Annotated in this window: 26 protein-coding genes; 17 read left to right on the plus strand and 9 right to left on the minus strand. The window is 59.3% G+C overall.

The annotated features are described in order from the left end of the window. The 3 genes from accD to IG617_RS15070 all read left to right on the plus strand — a co-directional run bounded on the left by accD (position 1) and on the right by IG617_RS15070 (position 3,682). Positions 1 to 933 (plus strand): acetyl-CoA carboxylase, carboxyltransferase subunit beta, encoded by a 933-nt coding sequence (accD, locus tag IG617_RS15060; RefSeq protein WP_192110061.1) that lies wholly within the window; start codon positions 1 to 3, stop codon positions 931 to 933. A 133-nt stretch (positions 934 to 1,066) separates the two neighbouring features. Further along, positions 1,067 to 2,383: a bifunctional folylpolyglutamate synthase/dihydrofolate synthase gene (locus IG617_RS15065; RefSeq protein ID WP_192110062.1), complete on the plus strand. Its 1,317-nt coding sequence runs from the start codon at positions 1,067 to 1,069 to the stop codon at positions 2,381 to 2,383. 33 nt (positions 2,384 to 2,416) lie between these two features. Beyond that, positions 2,417 to 3,682, plus strand: a complete 1,266-nt coding sequence (locus IG617_RS15070) for a hypothetical protein (protein ID WP_192110063.1) — start codon at positions 2,417 to 2,419, stop codon at positions 3,680 to 3,682. 14 nt (positions 3,683 to 3,696) lie between these two features. Here IG617_RS15070 and IG617_RS15075 read toward each other — a convergent pair whose 3' ends face one another. Next, complete coding sequence (locus IG617_RS15075) at positions 3,697 to 4,614, minus strand: methylated-DNA--[protein]-cysteine S-methyltransferase (protein WP_192110064.1); 918 nt, start codon at positions 4,612 to 4,614, stop codon at positions 3,697 to 3,699. Between the two features lie 89 nt (positions 4,615 to 4,703). Then, a complete protein-coding gene (locus tag IG617_RS15080) occupies positions 4,704 to 5,156 on the minus strand; it encodes an Lrp/AsnC family transcriptional regulator (RefSeq protein WP_192110065.1) in 453 nt (150 codons plus the stop codon). A gap of 140 nt (positions 5,157 to 5,296) precedes the next feature. Here IG617_RS15080 and rocF point away from each other — a divergent pair, with 140 nt between their 5' ends. The 3 genes from rocF (at position 5,297) to dgt (ending at position 8,779) form a co-directional block, all read left to right on the plus strand. Then, entirely contained in the window at positions 5,297 to 6,232 is a 936-nt protein-coding gene (gene rocF / locus IG617_RS15085) for an arginase (protein WP_192110066.1), read from the plus strand. A 29-nt stretch (positions 6,233 to 6,261) separates the two neighbouring features. Beyond that, positions 6,262 to 7,347 (plus strand): ornithine cyclodeaminase, encoded by a 1,086-nt coding sequence (locus IG617_RS15090; RefSeq protein ID WP_192110067.1) that lies wholly within the window; start codon positions 6,262 to 6,264, stop codon positions 7,345 to 7,347. A gap of 100 nt (positions 7,348 to 7,447) precedes the next feature. Continuing rightward, a complete protein-coding gene (gene dgt / locus IG617_RS15095) occupies positions 7,448 to 8,779 on the plus strand; it encodes a dGTP triphosphohydrolase (RefSeq protein WP_192110068.1) in 1,332 nt (443 codons plus the stop codon). Here dgt and pyrF read toward each other — a convergent pair. Beyond that, on the minus strand, positions 8,776 to 9,513 hold the full coding sequence (gene pyrF, locus IG617_RS15100) for an orotidine-5'-phosphate decarboxylase (RefSeq protein WP_254170566.1): 738 nt from the start codon (positions 9,511 to 9,513) through the stop codon (positions 8,776 to 8,778). The two genes, dgt and pyrF, sit on opposite strands and share 4 nt — an antisense overlap. Positions 9,514 to 9,779: 266 nt before the next feature. Here pyrF and hisB point away from each other — a divergent pair, with 266 nt between their 5' ends. From hisB to coaA, 9 genes are all read left to right on the plus strand, one after another. After that, entirely contained in the window at positions 9,780 to 10,373 is a 594-nt protein-coding gene (gene hisB / locus IG617_RS15105) for an imidazoleglycerol-phosphate dehydratase HisB (protein ID WP_192110069.1), read from the plus strand. A gap of 15 nt (positions 10,374 to 10,388) precedes the next feature. After that, the gene (locus IG617_RS15110; RefSeq protein WP_192110070.1) at positions 10,389 to 10,895 is read left to right on the plus strand and encodes a DUF2628 domain-containing protein; all 507 of its coding nucleotides are present in this window, start codon (positions 10,389 to 10,391) and stop codon (positions 10,893 to 10,895) included. After that, positions 10,892 to 11,545 carry an imidazole glycerol phosphate synthase subunit HisH gene (gene hisH / locus IG617_RS15115; protein WP_192110071.1) on the plus strand — a complete coding sequence of 218 codons (654 nt, stop codon included), beginning with the start codon at positions 10,892 to 10,894 and terminating at the stop codon, positions 11,543 to 11,545. The genes IG617_RS15110 and hisH overlap by 4 nt, the downstream gene beginning before the upstream one ends. A 14-nt stretch (positions 11,546 to 11,559) precedes the next feature. Then, positions 11,560 to 11,847, plus strand: coding sequence for a DUF1330 domain-containing protein (locus tag IG617_RS15120; RefSeq protein WP_153771665.1), 288 nt, complete (start codon positions 11,560 to 11,562; stop codon positions 11,845 to 11,847). Positions 11,848 to 11,853: 6 nt separating this feature from the next. Then, positions 11,854 to 12,141 carry a DUF1330 domain-containing protein gene (locus IG617_RS15125; RefSeq protein ID WP_153771666.1) on the plus strand — a complete coding sequence of 96 codons (288 nt, stop codon included), beginning with the start codon at positions 11,854 to 11,856 and terminating at the stop codon, positions 12,139 to 12,141. An 8-nt stretch (positions 12,142 to 12,149) separates the two neighbouring features. Next, positions 12,150 to 12,896, plus strand: a complete 747-nt coding sequence (gene hisA, locus IG617_RS15130; RefSeq protein ID WP_192110072.1) for a 1-(5-phosphoribosyl)-5-[(5-phosphoribosylamino)methylideneamino]imidazole-4-carboxamide isomerase — start codon at positions 12,150 to 12,152, stop codon at positions 12,894 to 12,896. Further along, complete coding sequence (hisF, locus tag IG617_RS15135; protein WP_192110073.1) at positions 12,893 to 13,672, plus strand: imidazole glycerol phosphate synthase subunit HisF; 780 nt, start codon at positions 12,893 to 12,895, stop codon at positions 13,670 to 13,672. Before hisA ends, hisF begins: the two co-directional genes overlap by 4 nt. Positions 13,673 to 13,740: 68 nt before the next feature. Further along, positions 13,741 to 14,064 carry a phosphoribosyl-ATP diphosphatase gene (locus tag IG617_RS15140; RefSeq protein WP_192110074.1) on the plus strand — a complete coding sequence of 108 codons (324 nt, stop codon included), beginning with the start codon at positions 13,741 to 13,743 and terminating at the stop codon, positions 14,062 to 14,064. Between the two features lie 49 nt (positions 14,065 to 14,113). Continuing rightward, positions 14,114 to 15,079 carry a type I pantothenate kinase gene (gene coaA / locus IG617_RS15145; RefSeq protein WP_153771795.1) on the plus strand — a complete coding sequence of 322 codons (966 nt, stop codon included), beginning with the start codon at positions 14,114 to 14,116 and terminating at the stop codon, positions 15,077 to 15,079. 76 nt (positions 15,080 to 15,155) lie between these two features. Here the strand turns inward: coaA and IG617_RS15150 are convergent, their stop codons facing one another. From IG617_RS15150 to IG617_RS15165, 4 genes are all read right to left on the minus strand, one after another. Beyond that, positions 15,156 to 16,844 carry a methyl-accepting chemotaxis protein gene (locus IG617_RS15150; RefSeq protein ID WP_192110075.1) on the minus strand — a complete coding sequence of 563 codons (1,689 nt, stop codon included), beginning with the start codon at positions 16,842 to 16,844 and terminating at the stop codon, positions 15,156 to 15,158. Positions 16,845 to 16,982: 138 nt separating this feature from the next. Next, positions 16,983 to 18,788: a VHL beta domain-containing protein gene (locus IG617_RS15155; protein WP_192110076.1), complete on the minus strand. Its 1,806-nt coding sequence runs from the start codon at positions 18,786 to 18,788 to the stop codon at positions 16,983 to 16,985. A 114-nt stretch (positions 18,789 to 18,902) separates the two neighbouring features. Further along, complete coding sequence (locus tag IG617_RS15160) at positions 18,903 to 19,466, minus strand: ActR/PrrA/RegA family redox response regulator transcription factor (protein WP_192110077.1); 564 nt, start codon at positions 19,464 to 19,466, stop codon at positions 18,903 to 18,905. A gap of 77 nt (positions 19,467 to 19,543) precedes the next feature. Next, positions 19,544 to 20,884, minus strand: a complete 1,341-nt coding sequence (locus tag IG617_RS15165; RefSeq protein WP_192110078.1) for an ActS/PrrB/RegB family redox-sensitive histidine kinase — start codon at positions 20,882 to 20,884, stop codon at positions 19,544 to 19,546. Positions 20,885 to 21,061: 177 nt separating this feature from the next. On the opposite strand from IG617_RS15165, the gene secB reads away from it, so the two are divergent. Continuing rightward, a complete protein-coding gene (gene secB / locus IG617_RS15170; RefSeq protein WP_153771674.1) occupies positions 21,062 to 21,544 on the plus strand; it encodes a protein-export chaperone SecB in 483 nt (160 codons plus the stop codon). Between the two features lie 78 nt (positions 21,545 to 21,622). On the opposite strand, the gene IG617_RS15175 is transcribed toward secB, so the two are convergent. Together IG617_RS15175 and hrcA are read right to left on the minus strand one after the other, a co-directional pair. After that, positions 21,623 to 22,426: a HesA/MoeB/ThiF family protein gene (locus tag IG617_RS15175; RefSeq protein ID WP_192110079.1), complete on the minus strand. Its 804-nt coding sequence runs from the start codon at positions 22,424 to 22,426 to the stop codon at positions 21,623 to 21,625. A gap of 60 nt (positions 22,427 to 22,486) precedes the next feature. Further along, on the minus strand, positions 22,487 to 23,536 hold the full coding sequence (hrcA, locus tag IG617_RS15180; RefSeq protein ID WP_192110080.1) for a heat-inducible transcriptional repressor HrcA: 1,050 nt from the start codon (positions 23,534 to 23,536) through the stop codon (positions 22,487 to 22,489). 199 nt (positions 23,537 to 23,735) lie between these two features. Between hrcA and rph the strand changes: the two genes are divergently transcribed. Continuing rightward, positions 23,736 to 24,452 carry a ribonuclease PH gene (gene rph / locus IG617_RS15185; RefSeq protein ID WP_192110081.1) on the plus strand — a complete coding sequence of 239 codons (717 nt, stop codon included), beginning with the start codon at positions 23,736 to 23,738 and terminating at the stop codon, positions 24,450 to 24,452. Position 24,453: the final 1 nt, after the last annotated feature.

Here is a 24,453-nt window from a genome sequence, read left to right on the forward strand (position 1 = left end):
GTGAACTGGATCAACTCCCTCGTACGGCCCAAAATCCGCGATCTCCTGAAGAAGCGCGAAGTGCCGGAAAACCTCTGGATCAAGTGCCCGGAAACGGGCGAGATGGTGTTTCACCGCGATCTGGAAGCAAACTTGTGGGTCGTGCCGGCCTCTGGCCACCACATGCGCATGCCAGCAAAGAAGCGCCTTGAAACGCTTTTCGACGCCGGCAATTACGAGGTGATTGAAACGCCTGACGTCCAGGCGGACCCTCTCAAGTTCCGCGATACGAAAAAATATGTCGATCGCCTGAAAGAATACCGGGCCAAGACCGGCGAGAGCGACGCGGTGCATGTGGCGCAGGGCAAGGTCAATGGTGCGGATCTGACTGCAGCTGTTCAGGACTTCGCCTTCATGGGTGGTTCGCTTGGCATGGCCGCAGGAGAGGCCATTCTGGCCGGCATGCAGGCGGCCGTCGCCAAACACACGCCCTTTGTTCTGTTCGCTGCCTCTGGCGGTGCACGCATGCAGGAAGGCATTCTGTCCCTGATGCAGATGCCGCGGACGACTGTTGGCGTGCAGATGCTGCGGGAAGCAGGCCTTCCCTATATCGTTGTTCTGACCAATCCGACCACAGGTGGCGTGTCAGCCTCCTATGCCATGTTGGGCGACGTTCACATTGCCGAGCCAGGCGCGCAAATCGGCTTCGCAGGCCGCCGTGTTATCGAGCAGACGATCCGGGAAAAACTGCCGGAAGGTTTCCAGAGCGCAGAATATCTGCTTGAGCACGGAATGGTCGATATGGTCGTCAAGCGGCACGACCTGAAAGACACCATCGCGCGCATCTGTGGTATCCTCATGAAGCGTGAAGTCGAGGTTCCGTCCTTGCCGAGCCCGGAAGCGGCCGCACCTGAACCTGCCGAAGAGCCGGTCGCAGAAGGTGCTGAAGCCTGATCTTTGCGAAACAGACGGGTAAGTGTCGAAAAAGCGACGCTTACCTGCCACTTTTTCCTCAGGCTCTTGCCTGAAACACCAAGGCCGGACACACTCGGCTTCGACCCGCTGGGACCTGATCGGCGAGGACGTCTTGGATCAAATTACCGCTATTCTTGATCGCCTTTTGGCGCTGCACCCGAAAGAGATAGACCTTTCTCTCGGGCGGATGAATCGCTTGCTTGAAGCCCTCGGATCACCGGAAAAGCGGCTGCCGCCGACGATCCATATCGCGGGTACGAACGGCAAGGGCTCGGTGACAGCGACCTTGCGAGCGATGCTCGAAGCCGATGGCAAACGCTGTCATGTCTATACCTCTCCTCATCTTGTGGCTTTCAACGAGAGAATTCGGCTTGGTGCGAGTGGCGAATTCGTCTCCGATCCCGAGCTTTTCAAGGCACTTTACGCCTGCGAAGAAGCCAATGCGGGAGAAGAGATTACCTTCTTCGAGATCACGACCGCCGCCGCGATCCTTCTGTTTGCCGAAAACCCGGCCGATGTGTTGTTGCTTGAGGTCGGCCTGGGTGGCCGTCTCGATGCCACGAATGTCGTCGACGAGCCGCTCGCAACCGTGATCACGCCGATCTCCATGGACCATGAGAAATTCCTGGGAGAGGCGCTGGCCGAAATCGCAGCGGAAAAGGCCGGCATCCTGAAAGCTGGCTGCCCTGTTGTTGTTGCTCCGCAGGACGACGAGGTGCTGGCCGTCATTGAACGCAAGGCGGCGCGTTTGAAAGCACCGGTCTATCGCTTCGGCCAGGAATTCAATTCCTATGCGGATCAGGGGCGTATGGCCTTCCAGGACGAGGAAGGACTTTACGACCTGCCTATGCCGTCGCTCCTGGGCGCGCATCAGGTCATCAACGCAGGCATGGCAATCGCGACCCTGAAAGCCGCCGGTCTTTGGTCTGGCGAAAAAGCGGCATCCGAAGGCCTCAAATCCATCAACTGGCCGGGCCGTTTGCAGCCGCTTATCAATGGCGCTTTGGTAGACAAGTGTCCCGAAGGAGCGGAAGTCTGGCTCGATGGTGGTCACAATCCGGGAGCTGGTGTCTCCATTGCGTCCTTCATGGGCGAGCAGGAAGAGCGAAGCCCGAAGCCCGTTTATTTGATCTGCGGTATGCTGACGACAAAGGATCCAGTCGGGTTCTTCCGGTCGTTTGACGGGCTAGCGCGCCATGTGGCAACGGTTCCGATTTCGACAACCACCACCGCTCGCGGGCCGCTGGAACTTGCAGATTTCGCGCGGCTGGCGGGCCTCGAAGCGTCCCCATTTTCGTCACTTGAAGATGCCATTGCCGACATTGTGAGCTGCGCACAAAAAGACGGAGAGGCACCACGTATTCTGATTTGCGGGTCGCTCTATCTGGCCGGAGAGGTTCTCGCCGCGAACAACATGCCGCCGCGCTAGAAGGGTGCCGCGAGCATTGCCGAAGGATCGACTATGAAACGCGCCAAATCCGCCCTGGCCTCAGCCCTCTTTGCCGGGCTTGCCTTTGCGGCGCTCCCTGTTCCTTTGAGCGTCGCTTTTACTGATACCTACGAGACAGCTCCCGAGCAGGATCCGGCCGTTGTTCTGGACGGCCGGGAGGTCGGTCCTGGCTATCTGGTCCTGTCGCCGGTGCGTGGCGATGGCTATTTGCGGCTCTACGAGGTTGAGACTGATCTGGGCATCGAACGTCTATCGGGCGATGGCCTGCTGGAATTGCGCCTTCATGAACTCAAGGTCTTGTCGGCAATGGAAAAGCTCGAGTCCGACGCGAGCTTTCTGGATGGTTTGAAGAAGGCGGCCATGCGCCCGGCGGAATTCGTCGAGAGCACAGTCTCAGATCCTGTCGGCACCGCGAAGAACACGATTTCCGGCGTTGGAAAGATGTTCGGGCGGCTTTCCAGGGGCGTCGAACAGGCGGTGTCCGGCGAGGCCGGATCGCCCGCTGAACTGGCCAAATCCATTGCCGGCCAGGCGCGCGCCCGGCGGGAACTTGCCGTGAAGCTTGGCGTGGACCCCTATACAAATTACAAGCCGCTGTCCGACAAGCTGGATCAGGCGGCGAGCGTCTCGACAGCCGGCAGCCTGACCGTCAACGCTTTGCTGGCGCTTGTTCCGGGCGGGATGATTTCTCAGGTGGCCGGACGCGCCGAGTCTTTCCGCACATCTCTGGTCGACAGCACGCGCGCAGAGCTGGAACAGCGCACCGCAGACACTCTGCGTGAGGTCGGTGTTTCAGACAACGTGATTGATCAGCTGCTCAAGAACCCATTCTATACGCCGGCTGAACGCGCAGTGATTGCATATCACTTGCGGCAGTTTTCAATGGTTGACGGTCTCGACATCCTCGCTGTGAAGGCGGCCGCCGCGCAGGGGCGCGACGAGGCCTATTTCCAGCTGAGAAAGGTCGTTTTGACGCTGCACTACCACGAGACCATCGCAGGGCTGGCCAGCATCCGGCAGGTGGCCGGCTATCCGATCGCGATAAGACGCGACGGTGCAGCCGCATTGATCATGCCTCTGGACATGGTGGCCTGGACGGAAGCAACGGCGAGTGCCTTTGCGACCATGAATGAAGGTCTTTCAGATCTGCCGTTTCCGCCAACGGCCGTTGATTTCCTCATGACAGGGGATATCACCGACCTTGCGGCGGAGCGCATTGCGTCGTTCGGATGGCAGATCACAGCGAACATGCCGATGCCGGATGGTCCAATCCACTAGGATCCGACTACTGCCTAAAGAGCTTCCAGAACCGGGCCGTTGAGGCCGCATTCCCAGCCGAGGATAGCTTTCTTGCGGGTCAGGCCCCAATGGTAACCGCAGAGCGTACCGTTTTTGCCAAGCACCCTGTGACAGGGCACGACAAAGGAAATTGGATTGCGTCCGACGGCAGTGCCGACCGCGCGAGAGGCCTTGGGATTTCCGAGAGTCCTGGCGATGTCCGAATAGGTCGTGGCGCGCCCCATCGGAATCTTGAGAAGGGTCTGCCAGACGCGGATCTCAAAATCGGTTCCGATCAAAACCACATTCAGTGGCGTGTCACCGTCCCATTCGCCAGGGTCGAAAACGCGTGACGCATAGGGGGCCGTCGCGGTTGTGTCTTCGATGAACCGGGCGGCCGGCCACCGGTCGCACATGTCCTCCAGCGCCGCCGCCTCTTCACCAGGATCGGCGAAGGCGAGGCCCGCAAGCCCCTTGTCGGTAACCATCAGGAGAACCTGGCCAAAGGGGCATGGATGAAAGCCATAGAAGACGGTCAGGCCGGTGCCCCTGCCGCGGTAGGCGCCGGGTGTCATGGCCTCATGGGTTACGAAGAGGTCGTGGAGACGGCTCGACCCCGACAGGCCAACTTCATAGCTCGCGTCCAGAACACTGGCGGAATCGCGTAGCAAGGCCTTTGCGTAATCCAGTGTGATCGCTTGCAGAAATTGCTTTGGCGTCAGGCCGGCCCATCTCGAAAAGACACGTTGCAGCTGGATCGGCTGGAGTCCGGCCTCCTTCGCCAGTTGCTCCAGGCTTGGCTGTTCACGCCAGCTGAGCGTAATGCGTTCCAGCGTTTGCCGGACGACGCGATAGTCGGCCTCGGCGTCGGGGCCGATTGATATCGGCGTGGCCTTGGGTGTCAGGCTGTTGGGATCAAGGGTCTTGGTCATGCGCTTGGTTCCGAAAACTGTCTGAAAAGGACCATAGTGCGAGCCAGGGGCGCTTCGCCACCCGATTTGCGAGAGCAGCGGTCATTGTGTCAGGTGCCGAAGCCCGACGCGGACGCTACGGGCCCCTTGCGGGTTGAAAGCAACAAGTTGGTCTCGGAGCCGGATATGCCCTCGATCAGGCGGATGCGATGGAGCACCTCATCGAAAGCGGTCAGGTCGCGCGTCGCGATTTCCAGCACAAGGTCCCACTTGCCGTTGGTCGTGTGGATGGCACGCACCTCCGTCATGGCTGTCAGCGCGCGGGCGACAGGCTCCGTGTTGCGCCCGGCGATCTCGATCAATGTGACAGCACGGATGGGGAGATCGCGCCAGTCGTCGCGCAGCACGGCCGTAAAGCCGAGGATCTCGCCGGAGGCCTGAAGCTTGTCCATGCGGGCCCGCACTGTGGCTCGGGAGACTTTCAAATCGTCGGCAAGATCCGAGACGGAGCGCCGCCCGTCGGACCTCAGCGCCGAGATGAGTTGTAGGTCAAGAGTGTCCATCAGGTTCATTTTGATCAATTGAGGATATCAAAATGATAAATCAGACTGCGAATTTGAGCAACCGTCTGGATTTACTCCGCCAGTTCTGCCTGTCACGCTTTGCCCATCGCCTATTCATCGAGCCGTGAGGGTACAAAGCTGTGACGTCTGAAGACATCGTTCTGGTCGGAGCTCCGATAGAGGCAGGCGCGGGTCGTCGCGGGTGCGTCATGGGTCCTGATGCCTTCCGCACCGCAGGCATATCTGAAGCCCTGACCGACCTGGGTCACAGGGTGCGGGACCTCGGCAATCTGGCTCCTGAGGCCGTTGAACGTGTCAGCGCGCCGCTTGCACACCTCAAGAACTACAATGACGTTGTCGGTTGGACGCGATCTCTGCATTCATGCGCGAAAAACCTTGCCAATGATCCGGTTTTTCCGATTTATCTCGGCGGCGATCACGCCCTGGCTGCTGGAACCGTGACGGGACATGCCGCTGCTGCCCATGATCTAGGGCGCCCGCTTTTCGTTCTCTGGCTCGATGCCCATTCCGATTTTAATACACTCGAAAGCACCCAGAGCGGCAATCTGCACGGCACGCCGCTCGCATTCGCTGCGGGACTGCCCGGCTTTGACGGGTTTCTCGGTCAGCCTCTAACGCATCCAGTCGATCCCGGGAACATCGAGATCCTGGGCGTCAGATCCATTGATCCGGAAGAGCGCAGGCTCCTGGTAAAGTCGGGCGTTGGTGTCCGTGACATGCGCATGATCGACGAAAAGGGGATTGGCTCTCTGCTGGCGCCGTTCCTGGAACGCGTCTCAGCCGAAAATGGCCTTCTCCATGTCAGTTTGGACGTCGATTTCCTTGATCCCGAGATTGCTCCTGCCGTTGGAACGACGGTTCCTGGTGGCGCGACCTTCCGAGAAGCCCATCTGGTGATGGAAATGCTCCACGACAGCGGTCTTGTTACATCGCTCGATCTGGTTGAGCTCAATCCGTTCCTTGATGACCGCGGGCGAACCGCCCGCCTGATGGTCGACCTTGTCGGGTCCTTGTTTGGACGCCGCGTCTTTGATCGTCCCACACGTAGTTTTTGATCCTGTTTCTGACCTGGAGTTGATGTCTCATGAGCACGAAGATCACCAATCTGGCCCCTTCCGAGCTCGCTTATGTCCCCTTCGTCAGCGTCGACGACATGATGAAGAATGTCGCCACCGTCGGTGTCGAGGAATTCATCAAGGGATTGGCTGAATATATCGAGGCTGATTTTTTGCGCTGGGAGAGCTTTGACAAAAAGCCGCGCATCCCTGCGCACGCGCCTGAAGGCGTGATCGAGTTGATGCCAACCAGCGACGGCAAGACCTTCGGCTTCAAATACGTCAATGGTCATCCGGGCAACACCCGGGATGGCTTGCAGACAGTCACCGGTTTCGGTGTTCTGTCGGATCTTGCGACCGGCTATCCTTTGCTTTTCACCGAAATGACGATTCTCACGGCCCTGCGCACAGCTGCAACGTCTGCGCTTGCGGCGAAATACCTTGCGCCAAAGGGCTCGACGACCATGGCCGTGATTGGCAACGGCGCGCAGTCTGACTTTCAGTGCCTGGGCTTCAAGGCGCTGGTCGGGATCACCGAGATCCGCGCCTATGATATTGATCCGGAGGCGAGCCTGCGCCTCGCGCGCAATCTGGCCGGATCCGGTCTCAATGTGACCATCTGCAAGACGCCGGAAGACGCCATCGAAGGCGCAGACATCATCACGACCGTCACGGCGGACAAGAAGAATGCAACGATCCTGACCGACAACATGGTCGGGCCGGGCGTGCACATCAATGCAGTGGGCGGTGATTGTCCGGGCAAGACGGAACTGCACAAGGACATCCTTCTGCGCTCGGACATCTTTGTCGAATTCCCGGAACAGACGCGCATTGAGGGCGAGCTTCAGCAGCTTCCGGAAGACCATCAGGTGACCGAGTTGTGGCAGGTCTATTCGGGCAAGGCGCCGGGCCGGACCTCCGAACGCCAGATCACCCTGTTTGACAGCGTCGGCTTCGCCATCGAGGACTTTGCCGCCCTGCGGTTTGTGCACGACCTGCTGCCCAAGACCGGCCATTTCATCAAGCTGGACCTGCTGGCCGACCCGGATGACCCGCGAGATCTTTACGGCATGGTCTTGCGCTCACAGTCGAAAGGCAATGGCGCTGCCGCCTGAGGGCAGAACGCCTCGACCCGTCTTTGTGACCCGTGTATGGATAGGCCCGCTGATCGCGAGATTGGCGGGCTTTATTTTGTGAGACGCCGGGGAGACAGGTGTGGACTGGTCCAAATTGCTTGATGAAGGGCTTCTGAGCCAACCGGAGTTCACCAAGCGCCCAAATCGACCCTCTTATCTTCAGGATGCGGACCGGATTACCTTCTCGGCCCCTTTTCGGCGTCTGGCGAACAAGACACAGGTTCATCCGCTCTATGAGAATGACCACCTGCATCACCGGCTGATTCACAGTCTCGAGACCAGCAGTGTCGGACGCTCGCTGGGTGTTGAGGTGGGCGAGTGGCTCGAGAGTGAAGGGCATATCCCGGAAGGCGAACGACATGTCGTGTCCGGGATCGTTTCCGCGGCCTGCCTGGCGCATGATATCGGCAACCCGCCGTTCGGACACTCCGGTGAGGCGGCCATTGGCCAGTGGTTTGCGGACAAGTTCACCACAAGCGAAGCGCTTTTTGCCGAATTGGACACAGGCTTGCGGCATGAGTTCGAGGAATTCGAGGGCAACGCTCAGGGATTCCGGATTCTGACCCGGCTTGAGCTCTATCGAAATGCAGGCGGCATGCGCCTGTCCCGCGGCGTGCTGGGAGCCTTCACCAAATATCCGGTCACCGCGCAGACCCGAAACGGCCTGTCCACATCCTACTGCGGCCTGAAAAAATTCGGCATTTTTGAAAGCGAGTTCGATCAGTTTGAAGAGGTCGCCAATGCTGTCGGGCTGCCTGCGGAGACTGATGCAAAAGGTATCTGGTGGCGCCGTCACCCGCTGGTGTTCCTCGTCGAGGCTGCCGACGACATTTGCTACAATATCCTGGATCTCGAAGACGCCTTCACCTCAGGCGACTTCTCGGCTGAAACGGTAATTGGGCATCTGGAGCCGATCACAGGGAAATCCAGCAAGGACTTGTCCCATATGGCGGATCCGGACCGTATTGCCTACGCCCGTGCCCGGGGGATCGGCATCGCCATCAAGGCTTGCGTTGCCGCCTTCAAGGACAATTACCAGGCCATCATGGATGGCACCTTCTCTGATGCTCTGATCGATGTGTCCGAAAAGGCCGAAGAGTTCAAGGCCATCAAGAAACTGGCGCGCGAACGCCTTTTCACGTCGCCGCGCAAGACGGAACTGGAAGTGCAGGGCCGGAACGTCGTGCACCGTGTTCTGGAAGGTGTCTCAGAAGTCTACGTGAAGCTTCACGCCGCCAACTGGCAGGCAGAGGATTTGGATTCCTACCATCGCCAGCTGATCAAGGCTGCCGGTATCGACATTCGCGATGTGGACAGCCCTTATTCGGCACTGCACTCCCTGTCCGACTATGTCTCTGGAATGACGGATCGCTATGCGGTGAAGATCGCCAAAATGGTGTCAGGGACCTAAAGCGCTGCGTCGATTTCGGCGACAATAGCCTCGGCAGCGGCGCGGGGGTCCCGGGCACGTGAGATCGGCCGTCCGATGACCACATAGTCGCTTCCGGCGCGAATGGCGTCGCCCGGTGTCATGACCCGTTTCTGGTCGTCTGCACTGCTTCCGGCGGGGCGCACACCTGGTGTCACCATGACCATCCCTTTTCCGAGGATAGGCCGCATGGCCGCGGCCTCATGAGGCGAACAGACGATCCCGCCCATGCCCGCGGCTCTGGCATCTTCCGCTCGTGTTCCGACAAGCTCCGCGACGCGGCCACGGTAGCCGGCGTCGTGCAGGTCATCATCATCCATCGAGGTCAGAACCGTAACGCCGAGAAGACACAGATGATCGATGTTGTCTTCTTCCAGAGCTTTGGCAGCGGCCCGCATGGTCTTCGGATAGGCATGAATCGTCATGAACCGCACACCCATCTTGGCGACGTTGCGCACTGCCCAGAAGATTGTGTTGTCGATGTCGTGGAGTTTTACATCCAGGAAGATCTTGTGACCTTCATCCGCCAGCTGCCGCGTCAGGTCCAACCCGCCGGCAAACTGGAGTTCCATTCCGATCTTGTAGACGCCAACGACACCTTCGGTGGCTTTTATAAGCGCGCGGGCTTCCTCCACGGTTGGCACGTCGACCGGCAACATCAGCCGTTCACTAGCAGATTGTGGCTTGAAGGGGCTTGGAGCGGGCGTCATCAACATGGTCAGCATCCCAAGTTGCGCCAAAGGGGCGCGGGCGTTGAAACAGACTGGAAGAATATGCGGATTTTACTAGCATTGGCGGCACTGTTTCGCCAGCTACAATTTTAATCGTTCCGCCCCTGGGTCGCCGGGCTCGCGGTAGATTGAGCCCCAAGCCTTTGGCAGCAATCGCTCAAAGCCTGATAAGTGTTTCAATAAGCGGGCTGGCCTGCTAAAACGGCGCCGTTTCGCCGGGAAACTTCCCGGCTGCCAAGGAAGGATCAGAGATGCGCACAGCGACGATCTCGCGTGACACCAAGGAAACCCGCATTTCCGTTGAAATCAACCTGGATGGAACAGGCGCCTATGATGTGGCGACTGGCGTCGGGTTTTTCGACCATATGCTGGAGCAGCTTGCGCGACATTCGCTGATCGACATCACCGTACGCGCCGAGGGCGACACGCATATCGACTTCCACCACACGGTCGAGGACACGGGCATCGCGCTCGGTCAGGCGATCCGTGAGGCGCTGGGCGACATGGCCGGCATCACCCGCTATGGCGACACGCACCTTGCCATGGACGAAGCGCTGACCCGTTGCGCGCTGGATGTGTCTGGCCGTCCGTTTCTGGTCTGGGACGTGACCTTCGACCGGGACAAGGTCGGGGACTTCGATACCGAGCTGTTTGAGGAGTTTTTCCGGGCCTTCACGATGAACGCCGGGATCACACTTCATATCGCCAACCTCTATGGATCCAACTGCCATCATATCGCAGAGACCTGTTTCAAGGCGGTGGCACGGACGTTGCGCAAGGCGGTGGAAATCGATCCGCGTCAGGCGGACCGAATTCCGACCACCAAGGGCCAGCTTGGCGGCTGAGGACGGACACACATTATGAGCACTTTTTATGTCATGGCGCCGCCGGATCTGAAGGATCCCGTCGCCAGTCCGCATGAGGCGGATCGGCTCGTCTTTGTGGCCGACCGGTTCTCTTGGGCTGCCTTTGTCATTTCAATCATCTGGATCATCTGGCACCGTATGTGGTTGGTTTTGCTCGGCTATCTGGCGATCACTCTGGCGCTGGAAGTGACCGCGGCCTTTGCCGGTGGTATAGCACCGGCGGTCGCAGCATTTGCTGTTGCCTTGCTGTTCGGCTTTGAGGCCAATGGATTACGCCGCTGGACGATGGAGCGCTCCGGCTGGAGGGTTCTGGGCCTTGCATGTGGCTCGGATCAGACCGAAGCCGAGCTGCGTTTCTTCCAGTCGCTTCAATCCAAATCCTCCGGCTCTTCGCCGGCAAGCCAGCCCCCTGCCCCGATTGTGCGGCCGTCCCGCGTGATCCCGAAAATTGGCACGGAAACCGTTGTCGGTCTGACTTTGGGCCAGGAGACGAGCCGATGAGCATCGCCATTATCGACTATGGCTCGGGCAACCTGCGCTCGGCGGCCAAGGCATTTGAACGCGCTGCGCGTGACCATGCCCGGACCCCGGATGTCATCGTGACGGCAGATCCCGAGCGGGTGCTGAAGGCGGACCGCATCGTCCTGCCTGGCGTTGGGGCCTTTGCCGATTGCAAACGCGGTCTGTTTGCGGTCGAGGGCATGCCCGAGGCGCTGGAAGAAACAGTGCGCAAGCAGGGAAAGCCGTTTCTTGGCATCTGTGTCGGCATGCAGCTGATGGCCTCCCGCGGGCTGGAGTTCGAAACGGTTGAAGGTTTGAACTGGATCGAAGGCGATGTTTCCGAAATGAAACCCGCTGATCCGGACCTCAAGATCCCGCATATGGGCTGGAACACCATCGATGTGCGCGGTGCCGGACATCCGGTTCTCAAGGATCTCGAAACAGGCCCGGACGGACTACACGCCTATTTCGTTCATTCCTATCATTTTGCCACGGCACGTGAGCAGGACTGTCTGGCGACCTTTGACTATGCCGGCGCATTCACGGCAATGGTCGCCAAGGACAACATGGTCGGAACCCAGTTCCACCCGGAAAAGAGCCAGCGGCTCGGCCTCGGGCTGATCGCGAACTTCCTGAACTGGACGCCGTAACAAGGAGGAAACTCATGGCCAAAGGCTATTGGATTGCACGCGTTGACGTACATGACGCAGATGGTTACCCGGCATATGTCGAAACCGCGAAGCCGGCGTTTGAGCGCTTTGGTGCGAATTTCCTCGCACGGGGCGGTCAGACGAACGCCATCGAAGGGCCGGGGCGTGCGCGGAACGTTGTCATCGAGTTCCCAAGCTTCCAGCACGCTGTCGACTGTTACAATTCTCCTGAGTATCAGGAAGCTGTAAAAATCCGCCAGAAGGTTGCCGATGGTGAAATCGTCATCGTTGAAGGCCAATAGGCTGCCATGAAGAAGGGTTACATCGTCGCGCGCGTCCAGATCCATGATCCGGAAGGCTTCAAGACCTATCTGGATATCGGACTGCCCTCACTGGACAGGTTCGGTGGTCGTTCGCTCGTGCTTGGTGGCCAGTACACGACCTTTGAAGGCCAGGAGCGCGAGCGCCACGTTGTAATCGAGTTCGACAGCTATCAGACGGCGCTCGACTGCTACAACTCACCGGAGTATCAGGCCGCGGCCGAAGTCCGGAAACGCTACGCCGAGACGGATCTCGTCGTGGTCGAAGGAACCTAGAAAAGCTCATGACCATTCTTTTTCCAGCCATCGATCTCAAAGACGGCCAGTGTGTTCGGCTGAAGCTTGGAGACATGGATCAGGCGACTGTCTTCAATGACGATCCCGGCGCCCAGGCGAAATCCTTTGAAGATCAGGGCTTCGAGTGGCTGCATGTGGTCGATCTGAACGGTGCCTTCGCGGGCGAAAGCGTCAATGGCGCGGCTGTAGATGCCATTCTGGCCGCAACCAGCAATCCGGTGCAGCTTGGCGGCGGCATCCGGACACTGGAGCACATTGAGGCGTGGCTTGATAAAGGGATCACGCGGGTGATCCTGGGCACGGTCGCGGTTCGGGATCCGGAGCTGGTGAAGGAAGCCTGCAAGCGCTTCCCGGGCAAGATTGCCGTGGGGATCGATGCAAAGGGTGGATATGTGGCTGTCGAAGGCTGGGCCGAAACCTCCGAACTGACGGCGGTGGATCTGGCAAAGCGCTTTGAAGACGCTGGCGTTTCGGCGATCATCTACACCGACATCGACCGCGACGGCATCCTGAAGGGGTTGAACATTCCCTCGACGCTGGAACTTGCCAATGCGGTCTCCATTCCGGTCATTGCATCAGGCGGACTTGCGTCCATTGACGACGTCAAACGGCTATTGCAGCCTGACTGCGGCATTCTGGAGGGCGCCATTTCCGGCCGGGCCCTCTATGATGGGCGTCTCGACCCCCAGGAGGCGATGGCCCTGATCAAGGCCGCGCGCAAGGAAGCATCATGACCCTCAAGGCCCGAGTTATTCCCTGTCTCGACGTCAAGGACGGCCGTGTCGTCAAGGGCGTCAACTTTGTCGATCTTGTTGACGCCGGCGATCCTGTCGAGGCTGCAAAGGCCTATGACGCTGCCGGTGCGGACGAGCTTTGCTTTCTGGACATCACCGCCAGCCACGAAGGCCGGGACACGATCTTTGACGTTGTGCGCAGAACCGCTGAAGCCTGCTTCATGCCGGTGACTGTCGGCGGTGGCGTGCGCACGGTCGAAGACATCCGCAAGCTGCTGATTGCCGGTGCCGACAAGGTCTCCATCAACACGGCTGCGGTCAAGAACCCCGAGTTCATTCGTGAGGCGGCAGAGAAGTTCGGTGCCCAGTGCATCGTCGTCTCCATCGACGCCAAGCAGGTGAATGCAGAAGGTGAGCCGGACCGGTTCGAGATCTTTACCCACGGCGGTCGCAACCCGACGGGGATCGATGCGGTGGAATTTGCAAGGAAGGCCGTGGAGCTGGGCGCAGGTGAACTTCTGGTGACCTCCATGGATCGCGACGGCACCAAATCCGGCTATAACATTGCCCTGACTCGTGCGATCGCCGATGCGGTCCCGGTTCCCGTCATTGCATCTGGTGGTGTGGGAACACTTGATCACATGGTCGAAGGCATTCGCGACGGCCATGCCACCGCCGTGCTGGCAGCCTCCATTTTCCATTTCGGCGAATACACCATTCATGAAGCCAAGGCGCATATGAATGACGCTGGCGTTGCCATGCGGATGAATGGCTAGGCGCGGTCTGCTGCGCTTTTTGACATGAGCTGGGTCAATGCCGAGGCTTCGGCGGAAAGACTAGACCAATGACGAATTTTACTCTTGCCGATCTGGACGCCATTATCGCGGCGCGGGCCGTCAGTGACGACGAGATGTCCTATACGCGCAAGTTGATGGGTAAGGGCGTGGCGAAATGCGCCCAAAAACTGGGGGAAGAAGCGGTCGAAGCGGCCATCGCGGCCGTTCAGCATGATCGGGACGAGCTGACAGGGGAAGCTGCGGACGTCCTTTACCATCTGCTTGTGGTTCTGAAGGTCTGCGATGTCGGCCTTGAGGATGTCCTGGCAGAACTGGCACGTCGGACCGGGCAAACCGGTCTGGAGGAGAAGGCCGCCAGACCTCGGGATTGACTTTCCCGGCTTGGTCGGCCGAGCATTGCAGCAGGGGCTGCTATTGGACATGGATCAGACAGTCGAGTTGAAGCGGGACATGGACTTGTCCCCGTATCGTGTCTTCACCGAGCGCGAATGGGCCCGGTTGAGAGCCGATACCCCCATGACCCTGACAGGCGCGGAAGTCGCCCAGCTTCAGGGTCTCAACGATCCCATGTCGATCGAGCAGGTCGAGAAGATCTATCTGCCGTTGTCGCGCCTTCTGGCCTTCTACGCTGAAGCGACCGTCGGCCTGCATCAGGCGACCCAGGAATTTCTTGGCATTCGCGATCGAAAAACGCCTTTCATCATTGGCGTCGCCGGGTCGGTATCGGTGGGCAAGTCAACCACGTCGCGTGTCTTGCGCGAGCTTTTGGCGCGTTGGCCTGCCAGTCCGAAGGTGGATCTGGTCACCACCGACGGCTTCCTATATCCCAACGCCGTTCTGGAGGCCGAGGGCCTGATGCAGAAGAAGGGCTTTCCCGAAAGTTTCGACCGCCCACGACTGCTGAAATTCCTGTCTGACATCAAGGCCGGTCGGCGAAATGTGCGGGCGCCGATCTACTCTCATTTCTACTACGACGTCATGCCCGGCCACACGGTCACCGTGGACAATCCGGATATCCTCATCGTCGAGGGACTGAACGTTCTGCAGACCCGGGAGCTGCCGAAGGATGGCCGGGCTGTGCCGTTTGTTTCCGACTTCTTTGATTTCTCGGTCTATATCGATGCGGATGAAAAACTGCTTCTGAATTGGTACGTCGAGCGCTTCATGCGGCTTCGTGAAACGGCCTTCCGCGATCCGGGATCGTATTTTCACAAATACTCGCGCATCAACGACAAGGAAGCCCTGGCGACGGCGCATCAGATCTGGAGCCAGATCAACCTGGTGAACCTGCGTGATAATATTCTGCCGACGCGGCCGAGAGCGGACCTGATCCTGACCAAGGACGCCAGCCACAAGATCGCCAAGGTCGCCCTTCGCAAGGTCTGAACAGTGTCTTGAACGCAAAAGAAAACCCTGCCGAACGTGTGCCCGGCAGGGTTTTTTGTTGAGCTATTCTGAGGTGTTAAGCAGCAGACCGGCTGCGCACCTCAACCAGGAAGCCAGACACGGTCTGCTTCAGGTAGTTTGCATTGTCTTCTAGCTGTCGTGCCGAAGCGTCGACTGTTTCTGCGGTCGTTTTGGTGTTCTCGGCAGCTTGGGAGACGCTTTCGATGTTGGTCGTCACTTCGATCGTGCTCCGGGAAGCCTCCGTCGCATTGACGGCGATTTCCTGGGTCGCAACGCCCTGCTCTTCCACTGCGGAAGAAATCGAGCTGGCGATCTCGTTCATCTGGTTGATGATCTCTGTGACCGACGAGATGGCGCCTGCAGCCTGTTCGGTTTCGCCCTGAATGGCCGAAATCTGGCTGGAGATCTCTTCGGTTGCCTTCGAGGTCTGGGTCGCGAGTTCCTTCACCTCGGCGGCAACAACCGCAAAGCCCTTGCCGGCTTCCCCGGCGCGAGCGGCCTCGATCGTGGCGTTCAGAGCCAGAAGGTTGGTCTGCTCGGCAATGGCCTGAATGAGCGTCACGACTTCACCGATACGACCGGCTGCATCGGAGAGGCCGTTCATCCGCTCGTTGGTCGAGCTGGCTTCGGAAGCTGCCTTGGCAGCGATCTCGCTCGAGGACTGAACCTGGCGGCGGATCTCGTTGACCGACGCGGAGAGTTCTTCTGCAGCCGCAGCCACAGTTTCCACGTTGTGAGACGCCTGGGAGGAGGCCGTCGACACCAGGCCGCTCTGCTCGGTCGTGCGAGCGGCACCGTTGGTCATCTCGGCAGAAGCGCTTTGGAGGTTGTGGACCGACTGCTCAATCACATCCATCATTTCCATGATGCGACTGTCGAAGTCGCTGGACAGCTGCTGGATTTCCTCGCCGCGGTGAACTGCTGCCTCTTGAGCTTCCTGCTGGCTGGCTTCGAGAGACTTCCGGTTGCGCTCGTTCTCAACAAAGACTTCCATGGCAGAGGCCATCTGGCCGATCTCGTCACCCCGGTCTGCGCCGGAGATCTGGATGTCACTGTTGCCCTCTGCGAGGCTGTTCATGTTGGATGTGAGTGCGGAAAGCGGCGTCACAATGCTCTTGATCGAGATAAATGCAATTGTGAAAGCAATGACCGCTCCCAAGGATGCAATTGCAATGATCAACAGAGCCTGGCTCCAATAGGCGCTTTCCAGGTCATCTACATAAACGCCGGTTCCCATCATCCAGCCCCAAGGCTCGAATCCTTCAGCCCAGCCCCATTTGTCGATGGGCACGTCGCTGCCGGCACGTGGCCATTGGTAAAGCAACATGCCGCCGCCGGCTTTGGCCTGCTTTACAAGGCCATCAATGATCCGGGTTCCGTTTGCATCTGTGAGATCGCTGAGATCCTTGCCAATCAGCTTTTGATTGGCGTGAACTAGGGTCACGGAGTCGAAGTCGAAGACGAAGATGTAGTTGTTGCCTTCGTACCGCATCGATCCGATTGCGGTCTTCGCCATCTCCTGCGCTTCTTCGCGCGACAGCTCACCTGCCACTTCCTTGGCGTGATAGGCCGCGGCAATGGTTTTCGCTGTTCCGGAGATGTGCTCGATCGTGGTGATACGCTCTTGCAGCATAGAGTCATGCAGCGATTTCAAGCTTACCTGACCAAGAACGATCGTGAACGTAAAGATGGTAGCAACTGGAATGATGATTTTCCAGAGTACTGGGAGACGGGAGAATTTCATATTCATGCATCCGACTTCGAAAAGATGATCGAAGTTAACGCTGAATAGTTTAAATAATCGTATATCGTTAAAATTACCGATATATAGAATAGATAGAGGGTTGTCTTTGGGTAAGACTATACCAGTAATTGCAGATTACTACCGCATTGCACAAAAAACGTCTCTGATGCCCGGACGAGACCAGGTCGCGTTCTGAATCTGACCGCGAAGGATATAGCCCTGGGACGCGTAGTTGAAGCTGGAGGGGCCGCCCTGGCGGGGCAGCGTGACGACGCCTTGTCCCATTTCTGCGACAGTTGCGGTGCTTCCGTCAGCTGAAAAACTGACCTGGAGATCGACACCTGCCGTGCAGAGATAGTCGGCAACCCTGCCATTGGCGGAGAGCGTCGCCGAGGTACGGTTGTCGAAAGAGGGGCCTGGTCCGGCGCCGACGCTTCCGGGCGGGACTGGCCCTGCCGGGAGGAATGGTTCTTGAGGCGCGCCAAGGGGTTGAGAAGGCTGCGACGGAGCGGTGCTGCCACCAGAAATGACAACCTCCCGATAGGGTGTCCTGCTGACGTAGATGCCAAGGCACTGGCCACCAGCGCTGCGCACCATCCAGGCATGGGAAACGTAGGTCTGCTGTTCGAGGATCTGGCCGGGCTGCAGACGGGCATAGACCCGCTCGCCGCCGTTGTAGTCGATCCAGTGGACGTCGACGGCGTCGCGGCTTGTGTTGCGGAAAACGATTTGTCCCGGCCGATTGCCGTCGAGAGACCGGACGCGGCCAAGCTCCCGGCACGAAACATCTGAACCGGCCGCGACAGGTGTGCCGCCCTGACCTGGAAGACCGCTTTCACCAAGAATACGCTGTGGCTCGGAACAGGTGGCGACGAAGAGACGTACCGGCTGAGCACTACCCTTGAGCGAGACGGCATAGGCCGGGGTCCCTTGAACCTGCACCGTCAGTTCGGATTGGGCGATGAGAGCCTGCCAAAGCGGATCGGTCATCGGCAAGGCGATCTGCGGGAAAGACTGGCCGTACTGATTGCTCGTGCTTCCACCAATCGCCGTATAGGTGGCGGAAAAATCGCCAGCGACGATCTGCACAGGCTGCGTGACACCCTCGGCCGTGGCAGAAGATGTCTGGCTGAAGACGATGGTTGCCTGACCCGATTGCGTGCGGCAGGCAGCGCGGAAATCGATGTCGTCAGTTTCAGGCACACCATGGGTGAGGTCGGTTCGCGTGCCGCCGCCACTGCCGGTCTGGGCCGTCCAGACGCGTGCGTCAGAGGCCGAAATGGTGATGCCGTTCTGGTCGACGGACGGGGTGCCAAATGTGTCGGAAGACGGTGCTGTCTCGCCGCCAATCCCGGACAGGTCAGACCCGCCGTCAATTTCGACCTGTTCCAGAGGCTTCAGGAGACTGTCTGGCTCTGAGGTCGCCTGATCTGTTTCAGGCGTCACGATGGCAGGTTGTTCGGTGGTGACCGGCTGCAAGCCGCCAGAGGAAGGGGCTGCCTGCTCGGTGATTGTTGTCGCGCTCGGCGCTGAGGGGGCTGCGGGCGCAGAAACTGTTCCCGATGTTCCGCCGATGACCCGCGCCTTGCCGGGTTTGCCGTCATTGGTGACGTCGACTACAAGGGTTCCGCCCGAACAGATGTCGGCGCTGCGATGGAGCACACGGCTGTTTTCGAGGGTGACCTCAAGTTCGACGTCGCAAGGGGGCAGTTCCGCCGCACTGCCCAGCGTGTCGATCACGACACCTGCGTCGTCCCGGCTGATGATCGGCCGATACTTGCGGTCTATCGTGACCGAGCGGATGCCGGGTTTGGCTGGTTCGACATTGATGCGGATGGTCTCGGGCGCAGTTTGCGCGAAGGCCGTGGACGTGGCAACGAGGAGGAGAGTGCCTGCGAGCCCTGTTAGGAACGGACGGGAAGGGCCTATCGCCGAAAGCGGCATGGACGGTCTCCGTAAGCTGCCAGAAGAATATCGATCAATTTTTCGGAAAGTTACTCAAAACACACCGAAAAGAGCAAGCTCTCGCGGCCCTCGCCGGCGCCCTTTTTCGAAAAATCAGCGTGGAGCGCGTTTTGCCAGGATCCGCTGAAGCGTACGACGGTGCATATTGAGCCGCCGGGCGGTCTCGGACACATTGCGATCGCAAAGCTCATAGACCCGCTGGATGTGTTCCCAGCGGACACGGTCCGCGGACATGGGGTTCTCTGGCGGAGGAGCCTTGTCCTCGGGGCGCCGGGAAAGCGCGGCAAGGATATCGTCCGGGTCAGCTGGTTTTGCCAGGTAATCGACAGCGCCAAGTTTTACGGCAGTGACGGCAGTGGCAATATTGCCGTAGCCGGTCAGGATGATCGCCCGGCAATCTGGACGCCTCTGGCGGATCGCCTCGATCACATCAAGACCATTCCCGTCTTCGAGCCGCATGTCGACAATGGCGAAGGCAGGCGCCTGAGTGCCGACCTTGGTGACCGCCTCGCGGACGCCATCGGCGGTTTCGGTTTCAAAACCGCGTTTTTCCATGGCCCGGGCAAGACGCTGCTGAAAGGCCGTGTCGTCGTCGACGATCAAGAGGCTCTTGTCTGCAAATGTTTCCAAATCCGGTATTTGCTCGGTCATGGTCATTGTCCGGTTTTTCTTGCTTTACGCCGGCACAGTTCATTTGGATTACTGGCCGCGGTCTTTCATGGCTTTTCCAAGTCCTAGTCCTTATGCAAGGAAAAGTCCTGCCCGTCCATATGCCCGAGAGATTCTATCGCTGCACGTGGCCATGTCACGCGGATGTGCGCACCGTGTTCAGGCGGGGCGCGGTTCTCAAGGAAAAGCTTGGCCCCCGTGCGTTCCAGCAAAGTCTTGGCGATGAAGAAGCCCAGCCCCAGGCCGCCGCCGGCGTCCTTGCGCGCGGTTTTGCCGCTGCGAACCGACACATAGGGATCGCCAATCTTTGCGAGCACCTCCAGCGCGAACCCCGGCCCGTCGTCCCTGATCGAAATGCTGACTGTCTTGGTGTCCCAAAGCGCAGAGACTTCGACCGTCGTTTCAGCAAAGTCGATGGCGTTTTCGAGCAGATTTCCAAGACCATAGCGAATGGCTGCATTTCGGCTGCCGACAGGCTCGGGTCCTTGGCCAGAGGCAGAGACGGCAATCTGAATGCCGAAGCCCCGGTGAGGATCGATGACATCTTCAATCAGCTGAGAGACCTTCATGGCCTGATAGGTCGCATCTTCATCGCTGGAAAGGCTGGTCAGCTTTCGCAGGATGTCCCGGCATCGTTCCGACTGGGACCGGATCAGCGCGATGTCCTCGGTGCGGGGATCTTCGGGCTCGAATTCGTCCGAGAGCTCCTTCGCCGCCAGAAAGATCGTCGCGAGCGGTGTTCCAAGCTCATGCGCGGCGGCGGTTGCCAATCCGTCGAGGGCGTTGAGATGCTGTTCTTTCGCCAGGACAAGTTCCGTCGCGGCCAGAGCATCGGCGAGCTGCCGCGCTTCTTCGGCGACGCGGAAGGCATAGACCGCCATGAAGCCGAGCGTGGAGACCAGAGCGATCCAGACACCGATCGAATAGACCGCTGGCAGGTTGAAGCCACTTCCGCCGGGCCAGGGCAGCGGCAGGTGAAACACGGCAAGAACGCTGGCGCATAGCGTCGCCAAAATGCCCAGAATGAGCGTGTTGTGAGCCGACAATGCGGTGGCCGACACCATGACAGGCGCCATGAGCAGGAACGCAAAGGGGTTGCCGAGCCCGCCCGTGAGAAACAGCAATCCGCTCATCTGCAGGATGTCATAGGCAAGTTGCAGCGTTGCCGCCCTTTCGGAGATCCGCAGGGAAGCCGGCGAATAGATCTTCAAAAAGACATTCAGCCAGGCGGAGAAGGCGACCAGCGAAAAGGCGAGCCCGATCGGCAGCGGGTAGCCCAGACCGATATGCACCACAAGCAGCGCGGCGGTCTGGCCGCCAACTGCAAGCCAGCGAAGACGCACCAGCGTATCAAGTCTGAGACGGCGGTGAGTCAGCGAGAATTGGGTTTCCGGATGATCGAGCATGCCCTCTTTTTGAAGCGGTTTCTGGCCGCTTGCAAGGCCGTTGCCCTTGTGTGAGGCGGCCCTAAGTGGTAGCCACCAGCAAAACGGGTTGTGCGGCGGAAGCGGGTCGCCAACCGGCGGTCTTCCCCATTTTGGATGCCCGTCCTGAAAAGCGCCGCGAAACGGAACAGAGACACGATGAGCGATACCAACGACGCCGGCGCACAGCCGCAGGCTGAAAACGCCCCGGCCGCACCGGGAATGAACATCCTTGGCCAGTACATCAAGGACCTGTCCTTCGAAAACCCGAATGCGCCGCGCTCCCTGCAGCAGGGCGAGCAGCCGAAGCTGGACATCAACGTCAATGTCAGCGCGCAGCCGGTTGGAGAAGGTCAGTTCGAGGTCGTGCTGACCCTGAACGCCAAGGCCGAGCGTCCCGACATGGTGATGTTCAACGTCGAACTGGTCTATGCCGGCCTCTTCCGCATCACCGGCGTGCCGGACGAGCACATGCATCCTTTCGTGATGATCGAGTGCCCGCGCATGATCTTCCCGTTCGCGCGCAACATTCTGGCCGAAGCAACGCGCAACGGCGGGTTCCCGCCGCTCCTGCTTGATCCGATCGACTTCGCCCAGCTTTATCGCCAGAACATGGGCGATCAGCAGCCGAAGCCGAACTGATCCTGCTTTCGGATTGAATTGAAAAAGGCCGTGGCATTTGCCGCGGCCTTTTGCATTTCAGGGATCGTTCGGTGGCAGTCAGGTTTCTTCGAGCATCTCGGCCCATGTTTTTGGGGCGTCGCCATGAAGAGGATTTTTCTTTGACCGCTTGTAGCGGATCGTTTCCATTCGAAACGAGCGGGCGTCAAACAGCATCAGGCGGCCGACGAGACCCTCGCCTGTGCCGGTGATCTCCTTGATCACTTCCATCGCCTGCATCGCCCCGACAATTCCCGTCAGCGCACCAAGAATGCCCGCTTCTGCGCATGTTGGCAGGAGCCCATCGCGGGGACGATCTGGAAACAGGCAACGATAGGTCGGATTGGGCACACCTTCAGCATTTTCCTCGAAAGGGCGCAGGGTGGTGAGCGAGCCATCGAACTGGCCGACTGCTGCGGTCACGAGCGGCTTCTGGGAAAAGAAACACGCGTCCGAAACCAGGTAGCGGGTGCCGAAATTATCTGTGCCGTCAGCCACCAGATCGTAGTTCGAGATCAATTGCATGGCGTTATGACCGGCAATCCGGGTCGGATAGAGCTCGACTTTCACGTTGGGATTGAGCCGGGCAATCGCCTCGGCGGCACTGGCCACCTTGGGCTCGCCGAGCTGGTCCGTGTCATGAATGACCTGCCGTTGCAGATTGGAAAGGCTGACCGTATCGTCATCGACGATGCCCAGCGTGCCGACGCCCGCTGCGGCCAGATACTGCAGCAAGGGAGCGCCAAGCCCCCCTGCCCCGATCACCAGAACCCGGGCGTTCTTGAGTTTTTGCTGCCCCGGTCCGCCGATCTCCTGCATGACGATATGGCGGGCGTAGCGTTCAAGTTCGGCAGGTGTGAGCATAGAGCATTCCGGTTGGATGGGATGTGCGGTGTGGAGTCATCATATTCGAGTCGCCGGTCACTAGCCCAGAAGACGGCTGACGAGTTTGGCCGTGTAATCGACCATCGGGATGACGCGCGCGTAGTTGAGGCGTGTCGGGCCGATCACGCCAAGGACACCGACAATGCGTTGTTCCCGGTCGCGGTAGGGCGAAACGACAATCGATGACCCTGACAGGGAAAACAGGTTGTTCTCCGATCCAATGAAAATCCTGACCCCGTCGCCTTTTTCAGCAAGGCCCAGAAGCTGGATCAGGTCGCGCTTGTTCTCGAGGTCATCGAAGAGCAGGCGGATGCGCTCGAGATCCCCGACCGCCTCCAGATCGGTGAGAAGGTTGGAGCGGCCGCGCACGATCAGCGTTCCCGGCTCTTCTTCGGACGCACCGCTCCACACTGCCAGGCCTGCATCGACAACCTTTTGGCTCAACTGGTTGAGTTCGGCCTGATCGACATCCTTGACTCGTTCCAGTTCCTTTCGGACTTCTGCGATTGTCCGGCCCTGCAAATGGGCATTGAGATAATTTCCTGCCTCGATCAGGGCCGAAGGCGGCAGTCCGGCCGGAAGGTCCACAACGCGGTTTTCCACCTCGCCTTCCTCACCGACCAGGATCGCAAGTGCTTTCAGCGGCTCGATACGCACGAATTCGATGTGTTTGAGCCGCATGTCCGATTTATGGGTCAGCACGACGCCGGCGCCGCTCGACAGGCCGGAGAGCATCTGGCTCGCCTCGGTCAGCACCTGTTCGGCAGAATTGGACCGCTGTGACGCGCGCACCTGCACCTCGATCTGCTGCCGTTCGTCTGCGCTGAGATCGCCAACTTCCAGCAGTGCATCGATGAAAAACCGCAATCCGATCTCTGTCGGCAGTCGGCCTGCGCTGGTGTGGGGCGAATGCAGGAGCCCCATGTGTTCAAGGTCCGACATTACGTTGCGAACCGACGCCGGCGACAATGACATGCCCAGGGCGCGCGATACATTGCGTGAACCGACGGGCTCGCCGGTGTCGAGATAGGATTCCACGATAGACCGGAAAATGTCACGAGAACGCTTGTCGAGATCGCTCAGACTCACGCTGGCCACTCCTTGTTTGCCAATGACCCGATCGGGCCGAAAGAGTATTACCCTAGATATAGGCGCAAAATCTGCTTCCGTTGCAAGCAGGCCTTTGCGTTGTCCGCGCTCAAGGTCTACAAGGCGCGGGAGAAGCCCGGATAATCGGGACAATTGCCGTCGTGATGGACGGTTTTTAGCAGTGACTTGGGAGCCATCCATGCGTCCGTCCAAACGCGCCGTCGACGAACTTCGTCCCGTGACCCTTGAACGGGGGGTATCCAAGCACGCTGAAGGCTCCTGTCTTGTCAAATTCGGCGACACACATGTTCTGTGCACGGCAAGCCTTGAAGAACGTGTTCCGCCCTGGCTTCGCGGCCAGCAGCGCGGCTGGGTCACTGCCGAATACGGCATGCTGCCCCGGGCAACCGGCGACCGCATGCGCCGCGAGGCGAGTGCAGGCAAGCAATCCGGCCGTACTCAGGAAATTCAGCGCCTGATCGGCCGCTCCCTGCGTGCCGTGGTGGATCTGGAAGCGCTGGGCGAGTACCAGATCTCGGTCGACTGCGACGTGATCCAGGCCGATGGCGGAACCCGGACAGCTGCAATCACTGGCGCCTGGGTCGCCCTGCGCGATTGCGTCGAGTGGATGCGTGCCCGCGATATGGTCAAGAAGCAGGACGTCCTGAAGGACCACATCGCCGCGATTTCCTGCGGGATCTACAGCGGCACACCGGTTCTTGATCTGGACTATGCCGAAGACAGCACGGCTGAGACGGATGCCAATTTCGTCATGACCGGCTCTGGCGGCATCGTCGAGATTCAGGGAACTGCGGAAGGCGCACCCTTCTCCGAAGAGGAGTTCGGTCAGTTGCTTGGTCTCGCAAAGACAGGCATCGGCCGTCTCGTTGATCTCCAGAAGATGTCCATTCTCTAAG

It is taken from the genome of Roseibium polysiphoniae (assembly GCF_014842925.1).
GTDB lineage: Bacteria > Pseudomonadota > Alphaproteobacteria > Rhizobiales > Stappiaceae > Roseibium > Roseibium polysiphoniae.